The organism is Duncaniella sp., assembly GCF_029056165.1.
GTDB lineage: Bacteria > Bacteroidota > Bacteroidia > Bacteroidales > Muribaculaceae > Duncaniella.
In genome coordinates this window covers 56,931-75,578 of sequence record NZ_JAIDBW010000035.1, presented here as the reverse complement: position 1 = coordinate 75,578, position 18,648 = coordinate 56,931, and the positions used below count along the sequence as shown (strand labels likewise).

The following is an 18,648-nucleotide window of genomic DNA, read 5'->3' as shown; positions in this document are numbered from 1 at the left end:
GATTGTCACTACTTCTTAATGATCTTGACAGTCTCCATGCCGTCAGCCGTGACCACGCGGCATATATAGAGACCGGAAGCAAGACCGCTCACGTCCAGACGGGCTGTGTTGCCGCTGATTTCTGCCGGAACTGAGACCGCACGGCCGGAGATGGCCACGAGATCTATGCCGCTGATCTCAGTCGGCGCGGTGACTACTGTGTAATCGAAGGCCGGGTTCGGGCTCGCGGTCGTCACGGCATTGTCGGCGATAACGTCGGCGATACCGCTCCGGTCACCGATTGTGCATTTGAGAGACATGGAGAGCTGGTGGGCATTTAAAGTGTAGGGAGCTACTTGATATACCTCACCGGCGACAGCGTTGGGGAGCTGAGCCTTAACGGTGATTTCCTTTGTTTCTCCGGGAGCGATATAGACGGTGTTGGAGTTGAACTGACCGACATTGCGACCGCCCAGATCGAAAAATGCCACAATCAGATTCGTAAAGAAGTAACCGGATGTGCATTTTACCTTGAGGTTCACTACGATATTATCCGGATCGACATTGTTGCGGTCCACGATGTTGAAGCTGACGAGTGTGATGTTAGGATCACCGGGATTGTTTTTCAGCGTGGTTTCAATGGGATTGGAGATGATTTTCCAACCGGTTTCGGCAGTATCGTCAGGTATAGCGAAAGCGAAATAGTAATTACCCGCAGTCAGACCGTTGGGATAGAGAGTCGAGTTATACTGGCTCAATTTCGACATGTATTCAAATTCCACAGGTTGGTTGTCGGCCGGGAATTCCTGCTGTATCGGTTCGGCGTATGCGATGACTGTTTCTGCGGTGGTACCGGTCATGAGAAGTCCATACACCGTGACCGACGTGCTGAATGATCCGGTCCACTGTGCCTTGCCTTTTACAAGGAATTCCATGCCGTTGTACATGGGTGTATCAAAAGTTACATCACTGATTAAGTAGCGGCCAACTTCGGGTGCAGTGATTTTCATGTCCTTCCCGTCATTGCTTACGATGAGGTAGCCTGCCTGATTAGTTGTGCAGGGGATGATCATGACGCTCTCGTCTGTGGGCTTGAAGATAGGATACATCCTGTATGTCCCTTGCGGCACACTATGAAGCGTGAGGCCGCTTATGCCGTAGAGGAAGTCGTAGGTGTTGGCCGTGTTAAAGATTTCCTCGATTTTACCGGTTGATTCGTTTATGAAGCGGAGACCGAACTGACCACTTACGGTAGCGGGAGAGAAGTTGTAGAAACCCCCGGTGATGGATAATTTGCCGTTATCGGTAGCAGTTGCCCAGAAAGTACCTTCGCAAAGGATGTTGAGTTTTATTTTGGAGTCGGCTGTCGGCTTACGGATGCCGAGTATGGCAGTCTGTTCGATATTGTAGCCTGACGTACTGCCGCCGATACCCTGTGCGTCAGGGTCAAGGGCTGTAAGAAGGAAATAACCGTCGCTTACGCCACTCCATCCCCAGTTGAAATGGAAATAACCGTTGTCGCTGTAGCCGTCGCAGACAAAGCAGTGACCTGCCGATGAATTGGCTCCGGAATAGACTGCCGGTCCGCAGTTGGCGAGATTATTGTAGATGAGGTTTTCCCAATCCATGAGGGTGTAGAATTCACGCATGGCGAGTGACGCTCCCTTGTCATATCCGAAAGTGTTGACGAGCTGATCAAGCACTGAGTATGATGATGCTCCCGAACCGCCTACGCTGGCGACATTGTAGCTCATATCGACCGAGTAGCCACAGGCTTTCATGAGGAGTGCCACTGCATCGGCCTGAGTCTCGTTGTAACCGGACTTATAGGAGTCGAGCATATTGTCCCAGTCAAGTCTGACATTTGCCTGCTTCCAGCTGAGTATTGCACCGCCTGCTTCCCATCTGTATGAGAAATTCGCGTTGAATGTCTCCGGATATTTGTGGAAGTTCATGGCCTGAGCCATCGCCGTGGCGACGCAGCCTGTAACCGTGCGCTCGTTGTTAAGTATGGGGCAATATGTGGAGTAGGGAGTGCCCTGATCCCATGTCGTTTTCAAAAGAGGAGCGATGGGATTGCGGGTCGGACGCGATAATTCGCTGTAAGTCTGCACTCCGTTGGCCTTGGCTGCTTCGATCTCGGCCTCATACTGTGAGAGCCACCAGCGGAGATTGTCCGGAATATTTTCGGGATCGAAAGTGCCGTTTGAGCTGTAGCCGAGCACCGGAGCAGCCACATCGTCGGCGGGGACGATGATATAGCCCTGCTGACCTTGGTCGAAAACGTAGATGGAGGGGCTTTCGGTTTCACCCATGGTCATTACGGGTGTCTTTTTCGCCGGTGCGCGGAGTGGTTTCGCGCTCGTGGCGTCATTTGATAAGGCTCTTGCGAGTGCCTCGGCCGGAGTCAGGGTGCGGGCGGAGGCCGCAGTACCGATCAAGCCGGCAATAGTGAGGAAAAGTAGGGATTTTCGCATAAGTGGAGATATGGAATAATATTATTTTTTAGGGTGTGGTATGTCACGGTTGAATCAAGCAATATGCATCATTGGCTATAGCGAAGACTATCTTTCTTCAAAGCGGATGGTTGGCTTATATGTAAATGCAGCGGGGACGCTTTTTTACGGCCTGACTTCAGCACATATATCTGTCGCCCGGTTTCGGAGGACAAATATAAGCAAAATATCCTTACGGAATGAAAATCAGGAGGTAAAAAGCGTCCCTGCGGCGTGGATTTTTTAGCGATTACCGGTCCGGAACTTAAAAATTGCCGTTTCAGAGAGGTTTGATCGAGATGGCGTAGCCGCCTCCGGCAAGTGCGTTGAGTGTGAGACGTGATTTTGAGGTCACGGTCTTGCGGGTAATGGTGTAGCGTGTCTGGCCATCGACGGTGTTGGCGTCAGGTGCTTCAGCATAGATTGTCGCCTCATATTTACGTCCCGGATCGAGGAACGAGAGGTCGATCGTGCTCTTGCGGTCAGCGGTTCCGGCTGTCGAGCCTACATACCATTCGTCGGAATTCTTGTCCTTACGCGCCACGGTCACATATTCCATTGGCTCGGCTTCGAGATATACCGAACGCTCCCACTCAACGGGCACATCCTTGATGAACTGGAAGGCATCGAGGTGTTTTTCGTAATGTTCGGGCAGGTCGGCAGCCATCTGGAGCGGACTGTACATGGTCACGTAGAGCGCGAGCTGACCGGGGATAGTCGAGGCGATCTTTGAATTGTTGCCGGGGGTGAATGTCGAGAGGTCAAATTCAAAGATGCCGGGCGTATAGTCCATCGGGCCACCCTGCAGACGGGTGAAGGGGAGTATGGATGTGTGGCTCTTGTCGTTGCCGCCCATTGCCTGATATTCCGTTCCGCGGGCACTTTCGTTGCCGATGAGGTTGGGGTAGGTACGGGCCAGACCGGTAGGACGTGATGCCTCATGTGCGTTGACCATGATCTTGTGCTTGGCTGCTTCCTTTACGGCGTGGAGATAATGGTTGTTGAGCCACTGCGAGTAGTGATACTCACCTCTGGGGATCATGTTGCCGACATATCCGCTCTTGACGGCATTGTAGCCATAGTCGTTCATGAGCTGATAGGCTTTTTCAAGATGGCGTTCGTAGTTGCGGACAGAACCGGAGGTCTCGTGGTGCATCATCAGTTTCACACCTTTTGAATGGGCGTAGTCGTTGAGACCCTTGAGGTCGAAATCGGGGTAAGGGGTCACGAAGTCGAACACATAATCTTTCGACTGTCCGAACCAGTCCTCCCAGCCTTCGTTCCAACCTTCGACGAGCACTTGGTCAAAACCGTGCTCGGCGGCGAAGTCGATGTAGCGTTTCACCTTCTCGGTGTTCGCGCTGTGGCGGCCGTTGGGCTTGGTCGCAGTGTAGTCGGTCTCGCCGAGTTTCACGGAATAGACATCGTCTGTGTAGTTCCACGTACCTGCTCCGGTAATCATCTCCCACCACACACCGATGTATTTCACGGGCTTGATCCACGATGTATCCTCGAAGTCCGTAGGATCATTGAGGTTATAGATCAGGCGCGAGGCGAGGATGTCGCGTGCGTCATCGGTGATCATCACCGAACGCCACGGACTCTTGGTGGGTGTCTGCATGTAGCCCTTGCGTCCCTGACTGTCGGGGGTTAGCCATGAACTGAACGTCATGGTGGTGTCGTTGAGGTTGAGGTGCATCGTGGGGTAATCCACTGTCCCCGCCTCGTGGATGTTGAGATAGACACCGTCGTCCGTCTTGAGCTGTAGGGATGTCTGCACGCCAGTAGGTGAGAATGTGGTGGTCGATGCATTGTCGGGATTGACTTTCGAGGGGAAGAGGTCGCGGATCTCGCTGAGGCGCGATTTGGTGTAGTTGTATTCCTGCGTGTCGTAATCTCCGGGAATCCAGTAGGCGGTGTGGTCGCCGGTCATGGCAAACTCGGTCGCTTCCTCGGCAATGACGAAGTAGTTGAGATTGGGCTGGCCGGGAAATTCATAGCGGAAACCGACACCGTCATCATAGACGCGGAAGCGGACGATCATCGTGCGGTCAAACTCCGGCTGGCGGAGCGTCACGGCCATTTCATTGTAATTGTTGCGGATCTCGGTCTCCTCTCCCCATACAGGGTGCCATGTTTCATCGATACTCTCGCGGGCCGTGCTGACGAGTTCGAACCCGTCTTTGAGTGACAGTGCGTCAGCTCCGGCTTTCTTGCCTTGGTGGTCGAAACTGTTGCGTCCCGATTCGCTGAATAGGTTAAAGCCGAGTCCGGAGGGGGCGATCACTTCCTTGCCCTTGAAATCTACGGAGTAGGTGGGGCGACCGTCGCGGATATCAAATGTGAGTGAGATGTCGCCGTCAGGCGAAGTCAGTTTTTCGGCAGCGGAGATGCCTGCGACACTGACAGCCGCAGATGCAAGAGCAAAAAATAAACGATAGTCCATTTTTGTGTTGTATCAGATATGGGTTTTGAAGATGTAAGAATATGTAAGTATGATAGTTATGCAAATTTACAAAAAATCATCGGAATGTCAAATATTTGGCGTGAAAGGTTGAGTTAAAAAGGGTTTATGACACATTTAATAATTTTTTAGTTTGTAGGGACGCGGCGTGCCGCGTATGCCAAATAAAATACATCAGCCTGAATCAAAGGCTACAACTATTTCATTCGGCATACGCGGCACGCCGCGTCCCTACAACCAGTTGGGGGATAATCGGTTGGGAATTAAAATGTTATTGGCGGTTGCCGTTGCGGTTGCCGTTTCGGGGACGGCGACGGTCGGTTGCAGGCGTTTTGGCCGCAGTCATATCGAGCTTCACTTTGCCGGCAGTATCGTAGCGGTCGGCCCACTTGTCATAGACGGTGTAAAGTTCGGCGGGATTGTCGTTATACCAGCTGTAGCCGTTACGGCGTTCGTGACCGATCTCTTCGAGTGATCTGCGGGGGATACCGTCGCGGTCCGAGACGTAGATTTTACAGCTGTCAAGGTCATAGAAACGTCCCCACAGCGCACCGGCCTTGGGGTCGGCCACGAGGCGGGTATTGACCTCCTCGGTGTGAGGACGACCAGTACGCTCGATGCGGTAGCCCATTAGCTTGTTTGCGTCAAACCACTTCATCGCGCCGTGGACGGCTGCTTTCACGCGGTCATCAGGATCGGGGAGCTGCATGAGCAGACCAACGATCTGCGCACTCTCAGCCGAGCAGAACGACGGCAGTTCGTAAGAGCGTGCCGGAGCCGGAGCATAGGTCTCGCGGTCGTGCTGCTGACACCACACTGTAGGCTGTCCGTTCACACGGATCTGCGTGGCGAGTATGCACTCGATGCCCTTGTCAAATGCGGTCCGGAGACGCTCGCGGGTAGCGTCATCGACCAGATTGTTGCCATAAGGGGCGTCGCCGGTGGCAATGTCGCGGAGGACGGTGAGAGTATTTGCCATCGCGCCGTCATTGTAAGTGATGTGTATCTGATAGCCTTGGGGATCTGGCCAGAACTGAGGCCATCCACCGTTGGCATATTGTCCCGACAGCAGATATTCCAGTCCGGCGATGAAAGCGTCGCGGTAGCGTGCGTCCCCCGTGGCCTGATACATATTGGCGAGGAAAGTCATTTGTGTAGTCGTAGCGTTGTTGTCCGTAGTCGAGTCATTGAGGCGGTCATGCTCGCTGCGCACCTTGGCCATCTCCTCCGGAGTGTGGGGCCGACACATGTCGATGTTCTTAGGCCATCCACCTGTGACACGCTGATAGGCAAGCACCTGCTCGCCGATGCGGGCGGCCTCCGCTGAGGTCAGAAACTCTTTGTCGGTACGGCGCAGCCCGTAGTTCTTGGGGGCGGCGAGAGCCTCGCACGGCATCCCGGCCAGCACGGCTGCTACTAATAATTGCAATAATTTTTTCATGGGTGATAATGATTTTCAGTATGCAAAAGTAGGTAATAAATCGGCAATATACAATTGAACCGGTCTAAACTTATTGTAAATTAAAAATTAAGTCGTCTTATAACGCGCAATTCTTAATTATGACCCGCGGACAACTAAATCCTGTCATAAATTGGGCTTTGAGTATCAATGGGAGCATGATCAATTATCGTATGAACAGAGGAATGTCTGTGGATATATTCACTCTCCGTAATTGGATAGCTTGATCTATTCCACATATTTTAACTGTATTTTAAGCCAATTTTTTATCGGTTTTTCTCATGGTGAAACGGTTTGCGGCAGGAGAAGTAAGGGGAGGTAAATTCGGGGATTTACGAGAGTAGTTTCAATTTCTTTTTGTAACTTTGCGGGCGAAAATGGGACGATTACTTGCAATAGATTACGGACGTAAACGCTGTGGCCTTGCTGTGACCGATGTGTTGCAGATTGTGGCGACGGCTCTTGACACTGTGCCTTCGGCACAGCTGATCCCCTACGTCAAAGCCTACGTCGGGCGTGAACCGGTGGATGAAATAATAGTCGGGCTTCCGCGTACACTTGATGGAAATCCCTCGGAATCAATGCGCTATATCACTCCGGCCATCAACCGGCTGCGCAAGGAACTACCGGGGATGGAGGTGCGGTTTTTCGACGAACGCTTCACCTCGACGCTGGCCCACAGAGCCATGATCGACTCCGGAGTCAAGAAAAGCGACAGGCGGGACAAGGGGGCGATAGACCGCATGGCCGCCGTGATCATCCTCAACGGTTATCTCGAAAGCCGCGACATGATGCGCTGACATTGACCGGCGCGTCGCCCCCGGCATTCAATAAATCAGTATTTATCCGATTAAAACAACATACGAAGAAAAAATGCGTTTACCTGTGTATTTGTACGGGCATCCGGTGCTCCGTAAGATCGCCGAACCGGTGGCAGAGGGCCGCGAAGGCCTGAAGGAACTGTTGGCCGATATGTATGCCACCATGTATGCCAGCGAAGGTGTCGGACTGGCCGCTCCTCAGATAGGCCGTTCCGAGCGTATCGTGGTCATCGATGCTGATCCTGTCAAGGACAGCTTCCCCGAATGTGCCGGGCGCAAGCTGACACTCATCAATCCAGAAATCGAGATACTCGACGGTGACACCGTCAGCCGCGATGAAGGCTGCCTCAGTCTCCCCGGTCTCTCCGAGAAGGTCGGACGTGTGGAACACATCCGTCTGCGCTGGGTGGATGAGGATTTCAAGCCCCACGAGGAAGAGATCAGCGGTTTCCTTGCCCGAATAGTGCAGCACGAGTGTGACCACCTCGAAGGAAAGCTCTATATCGACCATATTTCGATGATCCGCAAGCAGCTCATCAAGTCGAAGCTCAACAATATCATCGCCGGAAAGACCCGCTGTGACTATCCGGTGAAGTATGCCCCCAAGTCGAGAAAGTGATCCTCACGCTCCCTGCGAAGCATAGCGGCGACGCAGGATGAAGAGTGCGACAGCTCCGACAAGTGCGAAGGGGACTCCGACGAGCGCGGGCGACGCGAGGCCGAAGCCATGATGGATGGCAAGGCCGCCGAGAGCCGCACTGACGGCGTTGGAGACGTTGAAAGCTATCTGTATGCCCGCACCGCCGAGCATCTCGCCCCCTTTGGCAAAGCGGACTATGAGATACTGCAACGGCCCTCCGATACCGAAGAGAGCTCCGGTGGCGATGAACATGAGCACGAGTGAGACGAACTTCATGTCGGCACAGAAGTAGAGCAGCGGCATCACGACCATCATCAAGGCTGCAAGCGTGGCGCAGACACGGGCCACACCGTAGCGGTCGGCAAGTTTGCCGGAGATGGCGTTGCCTGTGACCATACCGATGCCTGCAAGCATCATGATCCACGTCATGTCGGATGTAGTGAAGCCTGTCACCTTGGTCATGATAGGCTCGACGTAGCTGAACCAGCAATAGACGCTCGCTTGTCCGAAAAAGACGCCCGCATAGATGAGCCACGGGGCTGCGCTACGGAGAAACTTGAACTGACCCTTGATGCCGGTGTCGGGCACAGGTGCGAGGCGCGGAATCCACGCTCTGATCCCGATGAGGGCGAGAATGCCGAACACGGCAACTATGCCGAAAGCCATGCGCCAGTTGAGGAGGTTGCTGACGAGCGTCGCGGCGGGGACTCCCGCCACATTGGCCACGGTCATGCCCCCGACCATCACGGAGACAGCCTGCGCGCCATGACCCGGCTTGGCAAGACGCGCGCAGACAATGGCACCCGCGCCGAAGAATGCGCCGTGGGGGAGCCCGGAGATCAGACGGGCACAGAGCAGCATCCCGTAGGACGACGAGAGGGCAGCCATGGCATTGCCGGCACTGATGAGCACGGCAAGCATGAGGAGCAGCCTCCGCAGAGGCATCTTGTGAAGGAATATGAGCATCGGTGCGCCTATGGCCACACCGAGCGAGTAGGCCGAGATGAGGTGTCCGGCCTCAACGACATTGACATCGATGCCGCGGGCCACGTCGCCGAGTATGCCCATCATGCCGAATTCGGCTATACCCAGAGCGAATGTGCCTATGGCAAGTGCGATAAGTCCACGCTTCATGATGAAAAAAGATTTTTTTTCGTTTGATTCAGATACATCACGGATGATCCGGCGCATCACTGCTTCCGGATTTCGGGGGTGCAAAATTATAAAACTCTTTCCGACTGATAAAGATTGACGGATAAATTTTTCCCGGAGATCATAGTTGAAAAGACATAACGTAAATATAAATCTATAACTATACAATAAAGTTCAAGCAACCATTATGGCTGACGACAAGAAAGTGATTTTTTCGATGGTGGGAGTCTCCAAGACCTACCCCCCGCAGAAGCAGGTGTTGAAGAATATCTACCTGTCTTTTTTCTACGGTGCCAAGATCGGCATCATCGGTCTCAACGGTTCGGGTAAATCCTCGCTCCTGAAGATCATTGCCGGAATCGACAAGAGTTATCAGGGCGAAGTTGTGTTCTCGCCGGGCTATTCCGTGGGCTATCTTGAGCAGGATCCTCAGCTCGATCCGTCCAAGACAGTCATCGAGGTGGTCCGCGAGGGTGTGCAGCCCATCATGGATCTCCTTGCCGAGTTCGATAAGGTCAACGAGTCGTTCGGCGATCCCGACGTGCTTGAGGATCCCGACAAGATGGACGCTCTGCTCGCACGTCAGGCCGAACTTCAGGACAAACTCGACGCTGCCGACGCTTGGAACATCGATTCGAAGCTCGAACGTGCGATGGACGCACTCCAGTGTCCGCCCGACGATCAGAGCGTGACCACTCTTTCAGGTGGTGAACGCCGCCGTGTGGCCCTCTGCCGCCTCCTGCTCCAGCAGCCCGACATCCTGCTCCTCGACGAGCCTACCAACCACCTCGATGCCGAGTCGATCGACTGGCTCGAACAGCACCTCCAGCAGTATCCCGGTACTGTCATCGCCATCACGCACGACCGCTACTTCCTCGACCACGTGGCCGGCTGGATTCTCGAACTTGACCGCGGCGAGGGTATTCCTTGGAAGGGCAACTACTCGTCGTGGCTCGACCAGAAGACCAAGCGCATGGCTCAGGAGGAAAAACAGGCATCGAAACGCCGCAAGACTCTCGAACGTGAACTCGAATGGGTCCGCATGGCTCCCAAAGCCCGTCAGGCCAAAGGCAAGGCCCGTCTTTCAAGCTATGATCGCCTCCTTAATGAGGATCAGAAGGAGAAGGAGGAGCGTCTGGAAATCTTCATCCCCAACGGCCCGCGTCTCGGCAGCAAGGTGATCGACGTTCAGGGCTTCTCGAAGGCATTCGGCAAGAAGCAGCTGTTCAAGGATCTCAGCTTCTCGCTCCCGCAGGGTGGCATCGTGGGTGTGATCGGACCTAACGGTGCGGGTAAGACCACGCTTTTCCGCCTCATCATGGGTCAGGAGACTCCGGATGCAGGCACCTTTGATGTCGGCGAGACCGTCAAGATCGCCTACGTGGATCAGACCCACCATGACCTCCTCCCGGAGAAGAGCGTCTATGAGGTGATCTCGCAGGGTGTCGAGAGCTTCCGCATGGGCGGCCGCGATGTCAATGCCCGCGCCTATCTCTCGCGCTTCAACTTCACCGGTGCTGATCAGGAAAAGAAGATCTCGGTGCTTTCTGGTGGTGAACGTAACCGTCTGCACCTCGCAATGGCACTCAAGGAGGAGGGCAATGTGCTGCTCCTCGACGAGCCGACCAACGATATCGACGTCAACACTCTCCGTGCGCTTGAGGAAGGTCTCGATGATTTCGCGGGCTGTGCAGTTGTCGTGAGCCACGACCGCTGGTTCCTCGACAGAATCTGCACGCACATACTCTCGTTTGAGGGCGACGGCAATGTGGTGTTCTTCGAAGGTTCGTATTCCGACTACGAGGACTACAAGCGTGCCCACAACGACGGCAAGGAACCCACCCGCCGCCGTTACCGCAAACTGATGGAGTGATAATAAACTCTGCAGGTAAAAAACTCCCGCTGTAAGGATGAGCCTGTGTCGGAATTAGCTCGGTTGTAAGCCCGACGCAAGCCTGTGGCCGAAAAGATTTAATTACTTTGACACAGCCTCCTCCTGCCGGGAATCCATGGGAAGGAAAATTGAAAAAAAAGATAGTCAATCTGACTAATTTAAAATCCATATTTATCCATTCATCTATCCATTCTTAATTATGGGAAATCATTCATTAGAGAAGAGGGGCGGGATGCACATACTCCTATGTGCAGTGCTTTTGCTTCTGGCTACCTTTCATCCCGTGCGGATGCAAGCCGCTGCCGAGACCGTAGTGGCCAAAGGTATAGTGATCGATATTGAAGGCGAGCCGCTGCCCGGTGTGACCGTGACGCAGGAGGGCACAGCCAATGCCGTCGCAACTGACGTTGACGGTAAGTACAGCATCTCTGTGCCCAAGGGGAGCAATGTGGTGTTCAGCTACATCGGCAAAGACCCTGTCACAATCACTGTCAACGAGTCCAAGGACTACAATGTCACACTCTATGACAACGAGACTATGCTGGACGAGGTTATGATCACCGGTTACTCCACTATCTCCAAGGCACAATCCACCGGTGCTTTTCAGAAAATATCAGGCGAGACCCTGCAGCTGCGCCGCATGGACAATCTCTCCGATATTCTCGAAGGTAATATAGCCGGCTTTGTCGATGGTAAGATCCGCGGTGTCACCACCATGAACGCCATCGCCAATCCGCTCGTGGTGATCGACGGATTCCCTGTCGAAAATTCATCGCTCAACCGCGTAGGTCAGACTTCCGAGGGTATGCCCGACCTCAACCCGGAGGATATCGAGAGCGTGACCGTCCTGAAGGATGCTGCCGCAGCGTCGATCTACGGTGCGCGTGCTGCCAACGGTGTCATCGTCATCACAACCAAGAAAGCCATGCAGGGCCGTCCGGAAGTAAGCTTCTCGGCCACATGGACCACTCAGAAGTATTCACAGTATATCGATAACCGCACTAATTCAGCCGACGTGGTAGCCATCGAGCGTCAGTGGGCCTCGCAGTATCCCGACCTCGTGGCCGGTGGCGAGTCCGCAGCCAAGGTGGCCGATGACCTCCGTCTCGGTGCCATTCCGAGTCAGGGTGTCAGCACACTCCTCGACATGTACACAGGTGCTATCTCGATGGCCGACGGCGATGCCAAGCTTAACGCTCTCGCCGCTATGGGCTATAATTACTACAATCAGGTTGCTGACTACGGAAAGCGCAATCCTTTCCACCAGCAGTACAACGTGCGCGTAGCTCAGTCATCTGACCGCAACAGCTTCAACGCTTCGGCAACTTACTGGAAACATAATTTCGAGGATATCAACCACGGCGACCACTCGCTCGGTATCAATATCAACGACCAGATGAAGATTGCTGACTGGGTGACCGCCGATTTCGGTGCCTACATCAGATATGGCCGTGAGAAGATCCAGAACTACAATCTTCTCAACCCCGGTTTCAACTTCCTTCCCTACGACGGTCTTGTCGCAGCTGACGGCAGCTACATCGATGCCCCCGCTCAGGGAGAGGCAAACCGTCGCGAGACCATCGAACAGTATGGCATGGTTCCTGAGACCCTGACTCCCATGAACGAGCTCAAGTGGGATATTTCAAAGGCCAAGTCGCTTGAAACACGCGTATTTGCAAAACTGCGTTTCGACTTCACGTCATGGCTCAACTACACCGTGCAGTTCCAGTATGAGACAGGTAACACCGACACCGAATATCTCCAGAACCGCTACAGTCACGACGTGATCGGAATGCTCAATAATTACGTCACACAGAATCAGTGGACCGGTGACCTTCAGTACAATCTTCCCGAAGGCGACGTGATGTACCGCACGGCTCAGAAACAGCGCGGCTATGACTTCCGTCAGCAGCTCAATTTCAACTACCGTTTTGGTGACCTCCATAACCTCCTCGTGTTCATCGGTCAGGAAGTGCGCGACAACCGTATCACCTTCACCGACAATACTTACTTCGGCTACGATCCCGAACTCCTTTCATGGAAACCTTATGATCAGGATGCGCTGAGCTATTATTTCTCAGCCCTTCTCGGTGCTTCAAGCCTCGACATGAACAATCTTGAGTCAATGCATGAGATTTCAAACCGTTTCGTGTCGTTCTACGGCAATGCATCTTACTCGCTCGCCGATAAGTATAATCTCACCGGTAGTCTCCGTTGGGACCGCTCTAACCTCTGGGGCACAAGTTCCAAGTATCAGAATAAGCCCATCTGGTCAGTAGGTGCGAGCTGGAACATCAACCGTGAATCCTTCTTCAACGAGATCGACTGGGTGAACAACCTTCAGGTGAGAGCCTCGTATGGTATCGGCGGTAATATCGGCCGAAACACCGCTCCCTACATGACTGCGCAGTACTATCCCGGAAGCCTCGGCACGACCGGTAATGTCATCGCTCCCCCTAACAAGGACATCCGCTGGGAAAAGACACGTACAATAAACTTCGGTGTTGACTTCGACCTGCTCCGCAACCGTCTCTGGGGTAGCATCGATATCTATCACAAGAAGAGTACCGACCTCCTTGCCGTGATCAACGGATCGCCTACTCAGGGCTTCGGTTACACCACCCTCACCACCAACAACGGTGCCATGAACAACTCCGGTTTCGAACTCAACCTCTCCGGACAGATCATCCGCAACAGTGAGCTGACATGGACCTCGACCCTGCTCTACGCACTCAACCACAACAAGGTGAAGAAGATTTCGATCCAGCCGTCGAACTATGATTCACGCCTGACGCTCCCCACCTCATATCCCACTATCGGTAATCCCTACAATGCCATCTATGCTTATCGCTGGGCCGGTGTGAGTGCCGACGGTGAGCCGCAGATCTATGATGCCGAAGGCAACGTGACCACCGAGAACATACGCGACGTGAACGCCATTGTCTATTCAGGCTCCACTGTACCTGTCCACAGCGGTTCGTTCAACAATGTGGTCCGCTGGAAGGGTCTTGAATTCTCCGCAATGGTCACTTTCGCATTCGGACATAAGATCCGCGAGACCCTCACTCCTAACATCTCCATGACATCAGGCCGCATCTCATCGACCAACAAGGCCATCATGAACGCATGGACGAAACCCGGCGATGAGGCTCATACCGACGTGCCCCGTCTGCTCTTCACCAACGATACCGACAACTATAACTCATACCGCAACTCGCTCTACCGCTATTCGGACCTCTTCATCTATGATGCCTCGAATATCCGTATCCGCGATCTCGGTGTGGCTTATATCCTGCCTGCAAACCTCTCGCGCAGTGCCTACCTGCGTCTGGTCAAGTTCAGATTCTCGCTTGAGAATGTGGCCACTATCGCTATGGATCACAAGGCTCACTATCTCCTCGGAGGCAAGCAGAACCCCAACATTGTCTTTGGTCTAAATCTCGGCTTCTAATCTCTCCCCATTACAAAAAAGATAAAGAAAATGAAACTTATCAATAATATCCTGTCCAAGTTCTCTCTTGGCGTCGTGCTGCTGGCCGCGACTTCATGTGACGGTTATCTCAACGAGATTCCCAAGGGTCAGAAGACACCTACCACATGGGAGGACTATAATGCGTTCATGCGCAACAACAACACCTCATATTTCGAGTCCGAACAGCTTCTGTTTCTCACCGGTGACTACTTCCGCTCGCCAACGGCACTCAACAGCAGTGAGCTGACCCGTGCCAACTACCTCTATCTTGAGGATGTCGATCGTACGCTCATCAACAGTTCAGACTATCAGGCGTATTACAGTGCCTACGAGATGATGTTCTACTGGAACCTCATCATCGAGGAGGGTATGAATTCGACCGAGGCTACCGATGATCAGCGTCGGATGCTCGTCGCTCAGGCCAAGGTGCTCCGTGCGATGACCTATCACTATATCGTGAACTATCATGCCGATCAGTACTGGGAGACCACCAAGGATCAACTTTCAGTGCCTCTGGCAACATCCGCTTCCGTCGAGTCCGCCACTCCGCAGGCCACTCTTCAGGAGATCTATGATTTTATGGTCTCGGATCTCAAGGAGGCTATCCCTTACCTGCCCAAGCATGGTGAGACTATTCTCCATCCCACCAAGGCTGCCGGCTACGGTATGCTTGCGCGCGTGCTTCTTTCGATGGGCCGTTACAGCGAGGCCCGTGAGGCTGCCGAGAGTGCACTCGCTGAGAACAGCGCGCTCTATGACTGGGTGAAATTCTATAATGACGAAAAGGACCGTATCGAGAACACTGCCGTATGGAATGCCGGTACTAATGTCAATCCTGAGATCGATAACCCTGAGAACTATGTCTATCATCAGGCTTCGTCAAGCTACTGGCAGGGCCAGAGCGGTGGCGCGCTTACAGTACCAGTCGAGCGTGCGGCCAAATTCGAGGAGGGCGACATCCGTCTCATAGGCCACTGGCGTTATTACGTCACCGGAGCAGGTGTGGAGTATTACCGCGGTATCTATGCCAATGTGCCCAACTACGGTGGTATCCGCTCGGCCGAGATGTATTACATCAAGGCTGAATGTCAGGCACGCGCAGGTGAGTGGGAGGATGCTCTTGAGACTGTCAATACAGTCCGTCGCACCCGTTTCCTCCCTGAATATTATAAGGATCTGACAGCTGCTGACCAGACCGAGGCTATCAATAAGATCATCGATGACAAGGCCAACGAGTTCATCCAGACTCAGGTAATCTTCTGTGACTACCGCCGTCTGAACAAGGAGGGTCTCTATCCCCGCACACTCACCAAGACTATCGATGATGTGACTTACACTCTCAAGCCCAATTCTCACCTCTGGATTATGCCTTATCCCATTCAGGTTCTCAATAATCCCGGCAATAACCCGATAGTCCAGACTGTGGATATGTAATCGGAAGATAATCAATCCTGACAGCAGTCGAAACTGAATAGCAAACCCCGCCCGGCGCGATCGTGTGCCGGGCGGGGTTCGTTGTTTTATTTATACTTTTAGTCCTTCAGTGAGGGAAGGGATATAGGCTTGTCAGGGATTGTCCGCGTGGCCTAAGGATGGTTACGGGATATATTTTTCTTATTTCCTGATTTCGTGGAGATAGGCGTTGACCGCACCGACGAGGAGCGCGCCTCCGACGATGTTGCCGAGAGTGGCGGGGATCAGGTTGACCCAGATGGCTTCGGCCGCGCTTATCTCCGCGCCTTCCATCATGCCGAGGGGTATGAAGAACATGTTTGCGATGGAGTGCTCATAACCGAGTACCACGAAGGCCATCACCGGAAGCCAGCAGCCGAGGGCTTTCTCAAAGAATGTCTTGCCCGAAAGGGCGAGCCACACCGCGAGACAGACACACCAGTTGGCACCTATGCCCTTGATGAATACCGTCAGCCACGACATCGATACCTTGGCCTTGGCCACGGCGATGATGGCCGAATGGTAGGGCTCGCCGGCTGTCAGGCCACAGGCATATACCATTATGTATGTAAAGGCGATCGCACCGATGAAGTTGCCGACATAGACAAGCACCCAGTTGCGCAGGACTGTGGCGAAGTTGTGGCTTCCCTTCATGTAGGATGGGATGAGGAGGGCGTTGTTGCCGGTGAAAAGTTCCGCACCGAGTGTCACGACGAGTATGAGTCCGATGGGAAACATGCAGCCGCTCAGCAGTTTCTGCAGCGAGGGATTGGCGGCGTTGAGCCCCGGAAAACCGAAGCCGACCATAAGCGAGAGGATGCCTCCGAGAGCTATGAACGCACCTGCGAGACAGGATGACAGCATGAGGCGTGGAAGACTGTTGACGGTCAGGGTGGCTTTCGCCGCGCCGACTGAGGCGGCTGTTTCGGTTATTTCACGCGGGACTCTTATCTGCATTGTGATGGATGATGGTTTGGATATGGATGATTACTGATTTTGATTGTGTTCAGTTCGATCTGTTTTCCTTCATCCGTTCACGCTTTTTGAGGAAGAAATGGAGTATGACTATCAGGACGAGCGTCACACCGATGACTCCGAAATAGTAGAGGTAATGGCCTTGCTGAAATTCGGGATAGCCGATGTAGCTCATCACACACAGATAGATCAGCAGGACAGCGGGGATGAAGGTTGAACGTCGTATCTTCATGGTATTCTCAGGACAGTAAGGTGAAATGTATGCGTAAGGGGGTGGGGGAGGATCGGCCGCTCATTCAGCCGTATCGGGGGTGTCGGGATGGGCATAGCTGCATGTGGCTGGATCGAACTCACCGGCCATGAGGTAATTGTAGATGCGCAGGCAGGCCCAAGCGTCGATCGAGGCATAGACCTGCTGCCCCGTGCTCAGTTGCTGGGCCTCCCAGTTGCTCAGACGCTGACTTTTAGAGATGCGGCCGTTGAAGATTATGCCGTAGATTTTCTGCAGGCTCGAATCAGAGATGTTGAAATCTTTCACCACAGCCTGCAGGTCGATGAAATTGGCCGGTTCGAAAGGTGCGATACGGTGGAGCACATGGAAATCATCGCGGAGCGATAGCCCGACCTTCTCGATCTTGTCCGACTCCATGAAGTCGCGCAGTTCCTGAAAGAAACCGAGCTTGTTGAGGCGGAACAGGAATGAGCGTTCGAGGGTTGAAATCTGTATGAGCGAGACGGTGTTGGTCTGGCCCTTGCGGAAATTCGGCTTTGTTTCGGTGTCGAAACCGACCCGATCACATGTATTGATAAAACGCAGGGCTTCCAAAGCATCCGGGAGTGTCTCAATCACCGTTATAGAGCCGGGAAATTCGACCGTCGGAAGCCCCGACAGCTGTTCCTTGGTGATTGATATGGTGAATGAGTTGAAGTCCATTTGTTTATATGTCTCTGTGGGTGTTAGGCTTCCCGTGACAGTGACCGCAAAACCTATCACCGATGAGGAAGCGAATCTTTTTTGATGGCGCAAAGTTAACCATTATTGTTGAAAATCCCTCAAAAAAGCCTCCAAATAGTGTTAAGTCACCTCATCTGATGACGGCTGGCCATTCACCCTTTTTCGCGTATTGGATTATCCTGTCATCCCACGGAATCCTTTTTCCACGGCGATACATGAAATGTCTGTCAATCCCATAATCATTCCCAAGATATTTGAATGATTTTGGATCAGCACCTTCTATTAGATATTCTTTAAAGTAGTCGATATCAGAACAGCCTTCGCTATCCGGTTTTGACCAGTCTTCGCAAACAATGCTTATTGGATAATATACATGGTTCTTATCTTTGACATAATCGCAGTCTTTGAGAACTTTAAGTGATTTTGCATCAATTTTCAGTGGGTCAGTATATTTTACGCAACAGTGTATCTCATCCACGCTACTGCCATATATTGAGTCGCCGACCCGTATATACCATCCTTCACGTTCCCCATCGTTCAACTGATACCATTGATCAATATCATTCACCTCGTCGTATCCTTCGTGTGTATATGACATCCAAGTGACCACCCCTAACAGGAGCACAATCATTAATATGTCTATTCGCTTCATTGTATGTAGAAATATATTACTTATCATCTTGTGTATCTTCCCAGTCGTTCTGCATGTTTCTGTCGGTATCTCAATGTCACAGAATCCGCGAGCTCATTAGGGATACTGGGAAGTTTATAACTGGTAGCATCAATTTTTAAATTTTTATTTGATACGATGAATCGTACAAGATATATATAAGGAGGACTCGCTATTTCTGCAGGTAATAGGGTTAGAACCTTTATGCTGTCAATATTCC

The 18,648-nt window shown here is 52.8% G+C and carries 13 protein-coding genes; 5 read left to right on the top strand and 8 right to left on the bottom strand.

The window, feature by feature from the left end; translation table 11 throughout:
* Nucleotides 1-8: 8 nt before the first annotated feature.
* The 3 genes from K2G41_RS07750 to pelA all read right to left on the bottom strand — a co-directional run bounded on the left by K2G41_RS07750 (nt 9) and on the right by pelA (nt 6,379).
* Nucleotides 9-2,456 (bottom strand): thiol protease/hemagglutinin PrtT, encoded by a 2,448-nt coding sequence (locus K2G41_RS07750; protein WP_300117010.1) that lies wholly within the window; start codon nt 2,454-2,456, stop codon nt 9-11.
* 298 nt (nt 2,457-2,754) lie between these two features.
* Complete coding sequence (locus K2G41_RS07745; RefSeq protein WP_300117008.1) at nt 2,755-4,920, bottom strand: glycoside hydrolase family 97 protein; 2,166 nt, start codon at nt 4,918-4,920, stop codon at nt 2,755-2,757.
* A gap of 289 nt (nt 4,921-5,209) precedes the next feature.
* A complete protein-coding gene (gene pelA, locus K2G41_RS07740; RefSeq protein WP_300117006.1) occupies nt 5,210-6,379 on the bottom strand; it encodes a pectate lyase in 1,170 nt (389 codons plus the stop codon).
* Between the two features lie 395 nt (nt 6,380-6,774).
* Between pelA and ruvX the strand changes: the two genes are divergently transcribed.
* The gene (gene ruvX / locus K2G41_RS07735) at nt 6,775-7,197 is read left to right on the top strand and encodes a Holliday junction resolvase RuvX (protein WP_300117004.1); all 423 of its coding nucleotides are present in this window, start codon (nt 6,775-6,777) and stop codon (nt 7,195-7,197) included.
* Between the two features lie 73 nt (nt 7,198-7,270).
* Nucleotides 7,271-7,837, top strand: coding sequence for a peptide deformylase (gene def, locus K2G41_RS07730; RefSeq protein ID WP_300117002.1), 567 nt, complete (start codon nt 7,271-7,273; stop codon nt 7,835-7,837).
* Nucleotides 7,838-7,840: 3 nt separating this feature from the next.
* Here the strand turns inward: def and K2G41_RS07725 are convergent, their stop codons facing one another.
* Nucleotides 7,841-8,992 carry an MFS transporter gene (locus K2G41_RS07725; RefSeq protein ID WP_300117000.1) on the bottom strand — a complete coding sequence of 384 codons (1,152 nt, stop codon included), beginning with the start codon at nt 8,990-8,992 and terminating at the stop codon, nt 7,841-7,843.
* Nucleotides 8,993-9,197: 205 nt separating this feature from the next.
* On the opposite strand from K2G41_RS07725, the gene ettA reads away from it, so the two are divergent.
* From ettA to K2G41_RS07710, 3 genes are all read left to right on the top strand, one after another.
* Nucleotides 9,198-10,883, top strand: coding sequence for an energy-dependent translational throttle protein EttA (gene ettA, locus K2G41_RS07720; RefSeq protein ID WP_300116998.1), 1,686 nt, complete (start codon nt 9,198-9,200; stop codon nt 10,881-10,883).
* A 220-nt stretch (nt 10,884-11,103) separates the two neighbouring features.
* Nucleotides 11,104-14,355 (top strand): SusC/RagA family TonB-linked outer membrane protein, encoded by a 3,252-nt coding sequence (locus tag K2G41_RS07715; RefSeq protein WP_300116996.1) that lies wholly within the window; start codon nt 11,104-11,106, stop codon nt 14,353-14,355.
* A 30-nt stretch (nt 14,356-14,385) separates the two neighbouring features.
* Complete coding sequence (locus K2G41_RS07710; RefSeq protein WP_300116994.1) at nt 14,386-15,810, top strand: RagB/SusD family nutrient uptake outer membrane protein; 1,425 nt, start codon at nt 14,386-14,388, stop codon at nt 15,808-15,810.
* Between the two features lie 180 nt (nt 15,811-15,990).
* On the opposite strand, the gene K2G41_RS07705 is transcribed toward K2G41_RS07710, so the two are convergent.
* The 4 genes from K2G41_RS07705 to K2G41_RS07690 all read right to left on the bottom strand — a co-directional run bounded on the left by K2G41_RS07705 (nt 15,991) and on the right by K2G41_RS07690 (nt 18,410).
* Nucleotides 15,991-16,785 carry a formate/nitrite transporter family protein gene (locus tag K2G41_RS07705; protein ID WP_300116992.1) on the bottom strand — a complete coding sequence of 265 codons (795 nt, stop codon included), beginning with the start codon at nt 16,783-16,785 and terminating at the stop codon, nt 15,991-15,993.
* Between the two features lie 49 nt (nt 16,786-16,834).
* On the bottom strand, nt 16,835-17,035 hold the full coding sequence (locus K2G41_RS07700; RefSeq protein ID WP_300116990.1) for a hypothetical protein: 201 nt from the start codon (nt 17,033-17,035) through the stop codon (nt 16,835-16,837).
* A 60-nt stretch (nt 17,036-17,095) separates the two neighbouring features.
* The gene (locus K2G41_RS07695; RefSeq protein ID WP_300116988.1) at nt 17,096-17,737 is read right to left on the bottom strand and encodes a 3'-5' exonuclease; all 642 of its coding nucleotides are present in this window, start codon (nt 17,735-17,737) and stop codon (nt 17,096-17,098) included.
* A gap of 151 nt (nt 17,738-17,888) precedes the next feature.
* Nucleotides 17,889-18,410 carry a hypothetical protein gene (locus tag K2G41_RS07690; protein WP_300116987.1) on the bottom strand — a complete coding sequence of 174 codons (522 nt, stop codon included), beginning with the start codon at nt 18,408-18,410 and terminating at the stop codon, nt 17,889-17,891.
* Nucleotides 18,411-18,648 lie beyond the last annotated feature (238 nt).

Bases quoted from the DNA above. Each gene is read 5' to 3' on its own strand.
- K2G41_RS07750 (WP_300117010.1), bottom strand. From the start codon at position 2,456: ATGCGAAAATCCCTACTTTTCCTCACTATTGCCGGCTTGATCGGTACT.
- K2G41_RS07745 (WP_300117008.1), bottom strand. From the start codon at position 4,920: ATGGACTATCGTTTATTTTTTGCTCTTGCATCTGCGGCTGTCAGTGTC.
- pelA (WP_300117006.1), bottom strand. From the start codon at position 6,379: ATGAAAAAATTATTGCAATTATTAGTAGCAGCCGTGCTGGCCGGGATG.
- ruvX (WP_300117004.1), top strand. From the start codon at position 6,775: ATGGGACGATTACTTGCAATAGATTACGGACGTAAACGCTGTGGCCTT.
- def (WP_300117002.1), top strand. From the start codon at position 7,271: ATGCGTTTACCTGTGTATTTGTACGGGCATCCGGTGCTCCGTAAGATC.
- K2G41_RS07725 (WP_300117000.1), bottom strand. From the start codon at position 8,992: ATGAAGCGTGGACTTATCGCACTTGCCATAGGCACATTCGCTCTGGGT.
- ettA (WP_300116998.1), top strand. From the start codon at position 9,198: ATGGCTGACGACAAGAAAGTGATTTTTTCGATGGTGGGAGTCTCCAAG.
- K2G41_RS07715 (WP_300116996.1), top strand. From the start codon at position 11,104: ATGGGAAATCATTCATTAGAGAAGAGGGGCGGGATGCACATACTCCTA.
- K2G41_RS07710 (WP_300116994.1), top strand. From the start codon at position 14,386: ATGAAACTTATCAATAATATCCTGTCCAAGTTCTCTCTTGGCGTCGTG.
- K2G41_RS07705 (WP_300116992.1), bottom strand. From the start codon at position 16,785: ATGCAGATAAGAGTCCCGCGTGAAATAACCGAAACAGCCGCCTCAGTC.
- K2G41_RS07700 (WP_300116990.1), bottom strand. From the start codon at position 17,035: ATGAAGATACGACGTTCAACCTTCATCCCCGCTGTCCTGCTGATCTAT.
- K2G41_RS07695 (WP_300116988.1), bottom strand. From the start codon at position 17,737: ATGGACTTCAACTCATTCACCATATCAATCACCAAGGAACAGCTGTCG.
- K2G41_RS07690 (WP_300116987.1), bottom strand. From the start codon at position 18,410: ATGAAGCGAATAGACATATTAATGATTGTGCTCCTGTTAGGGGTGGTC.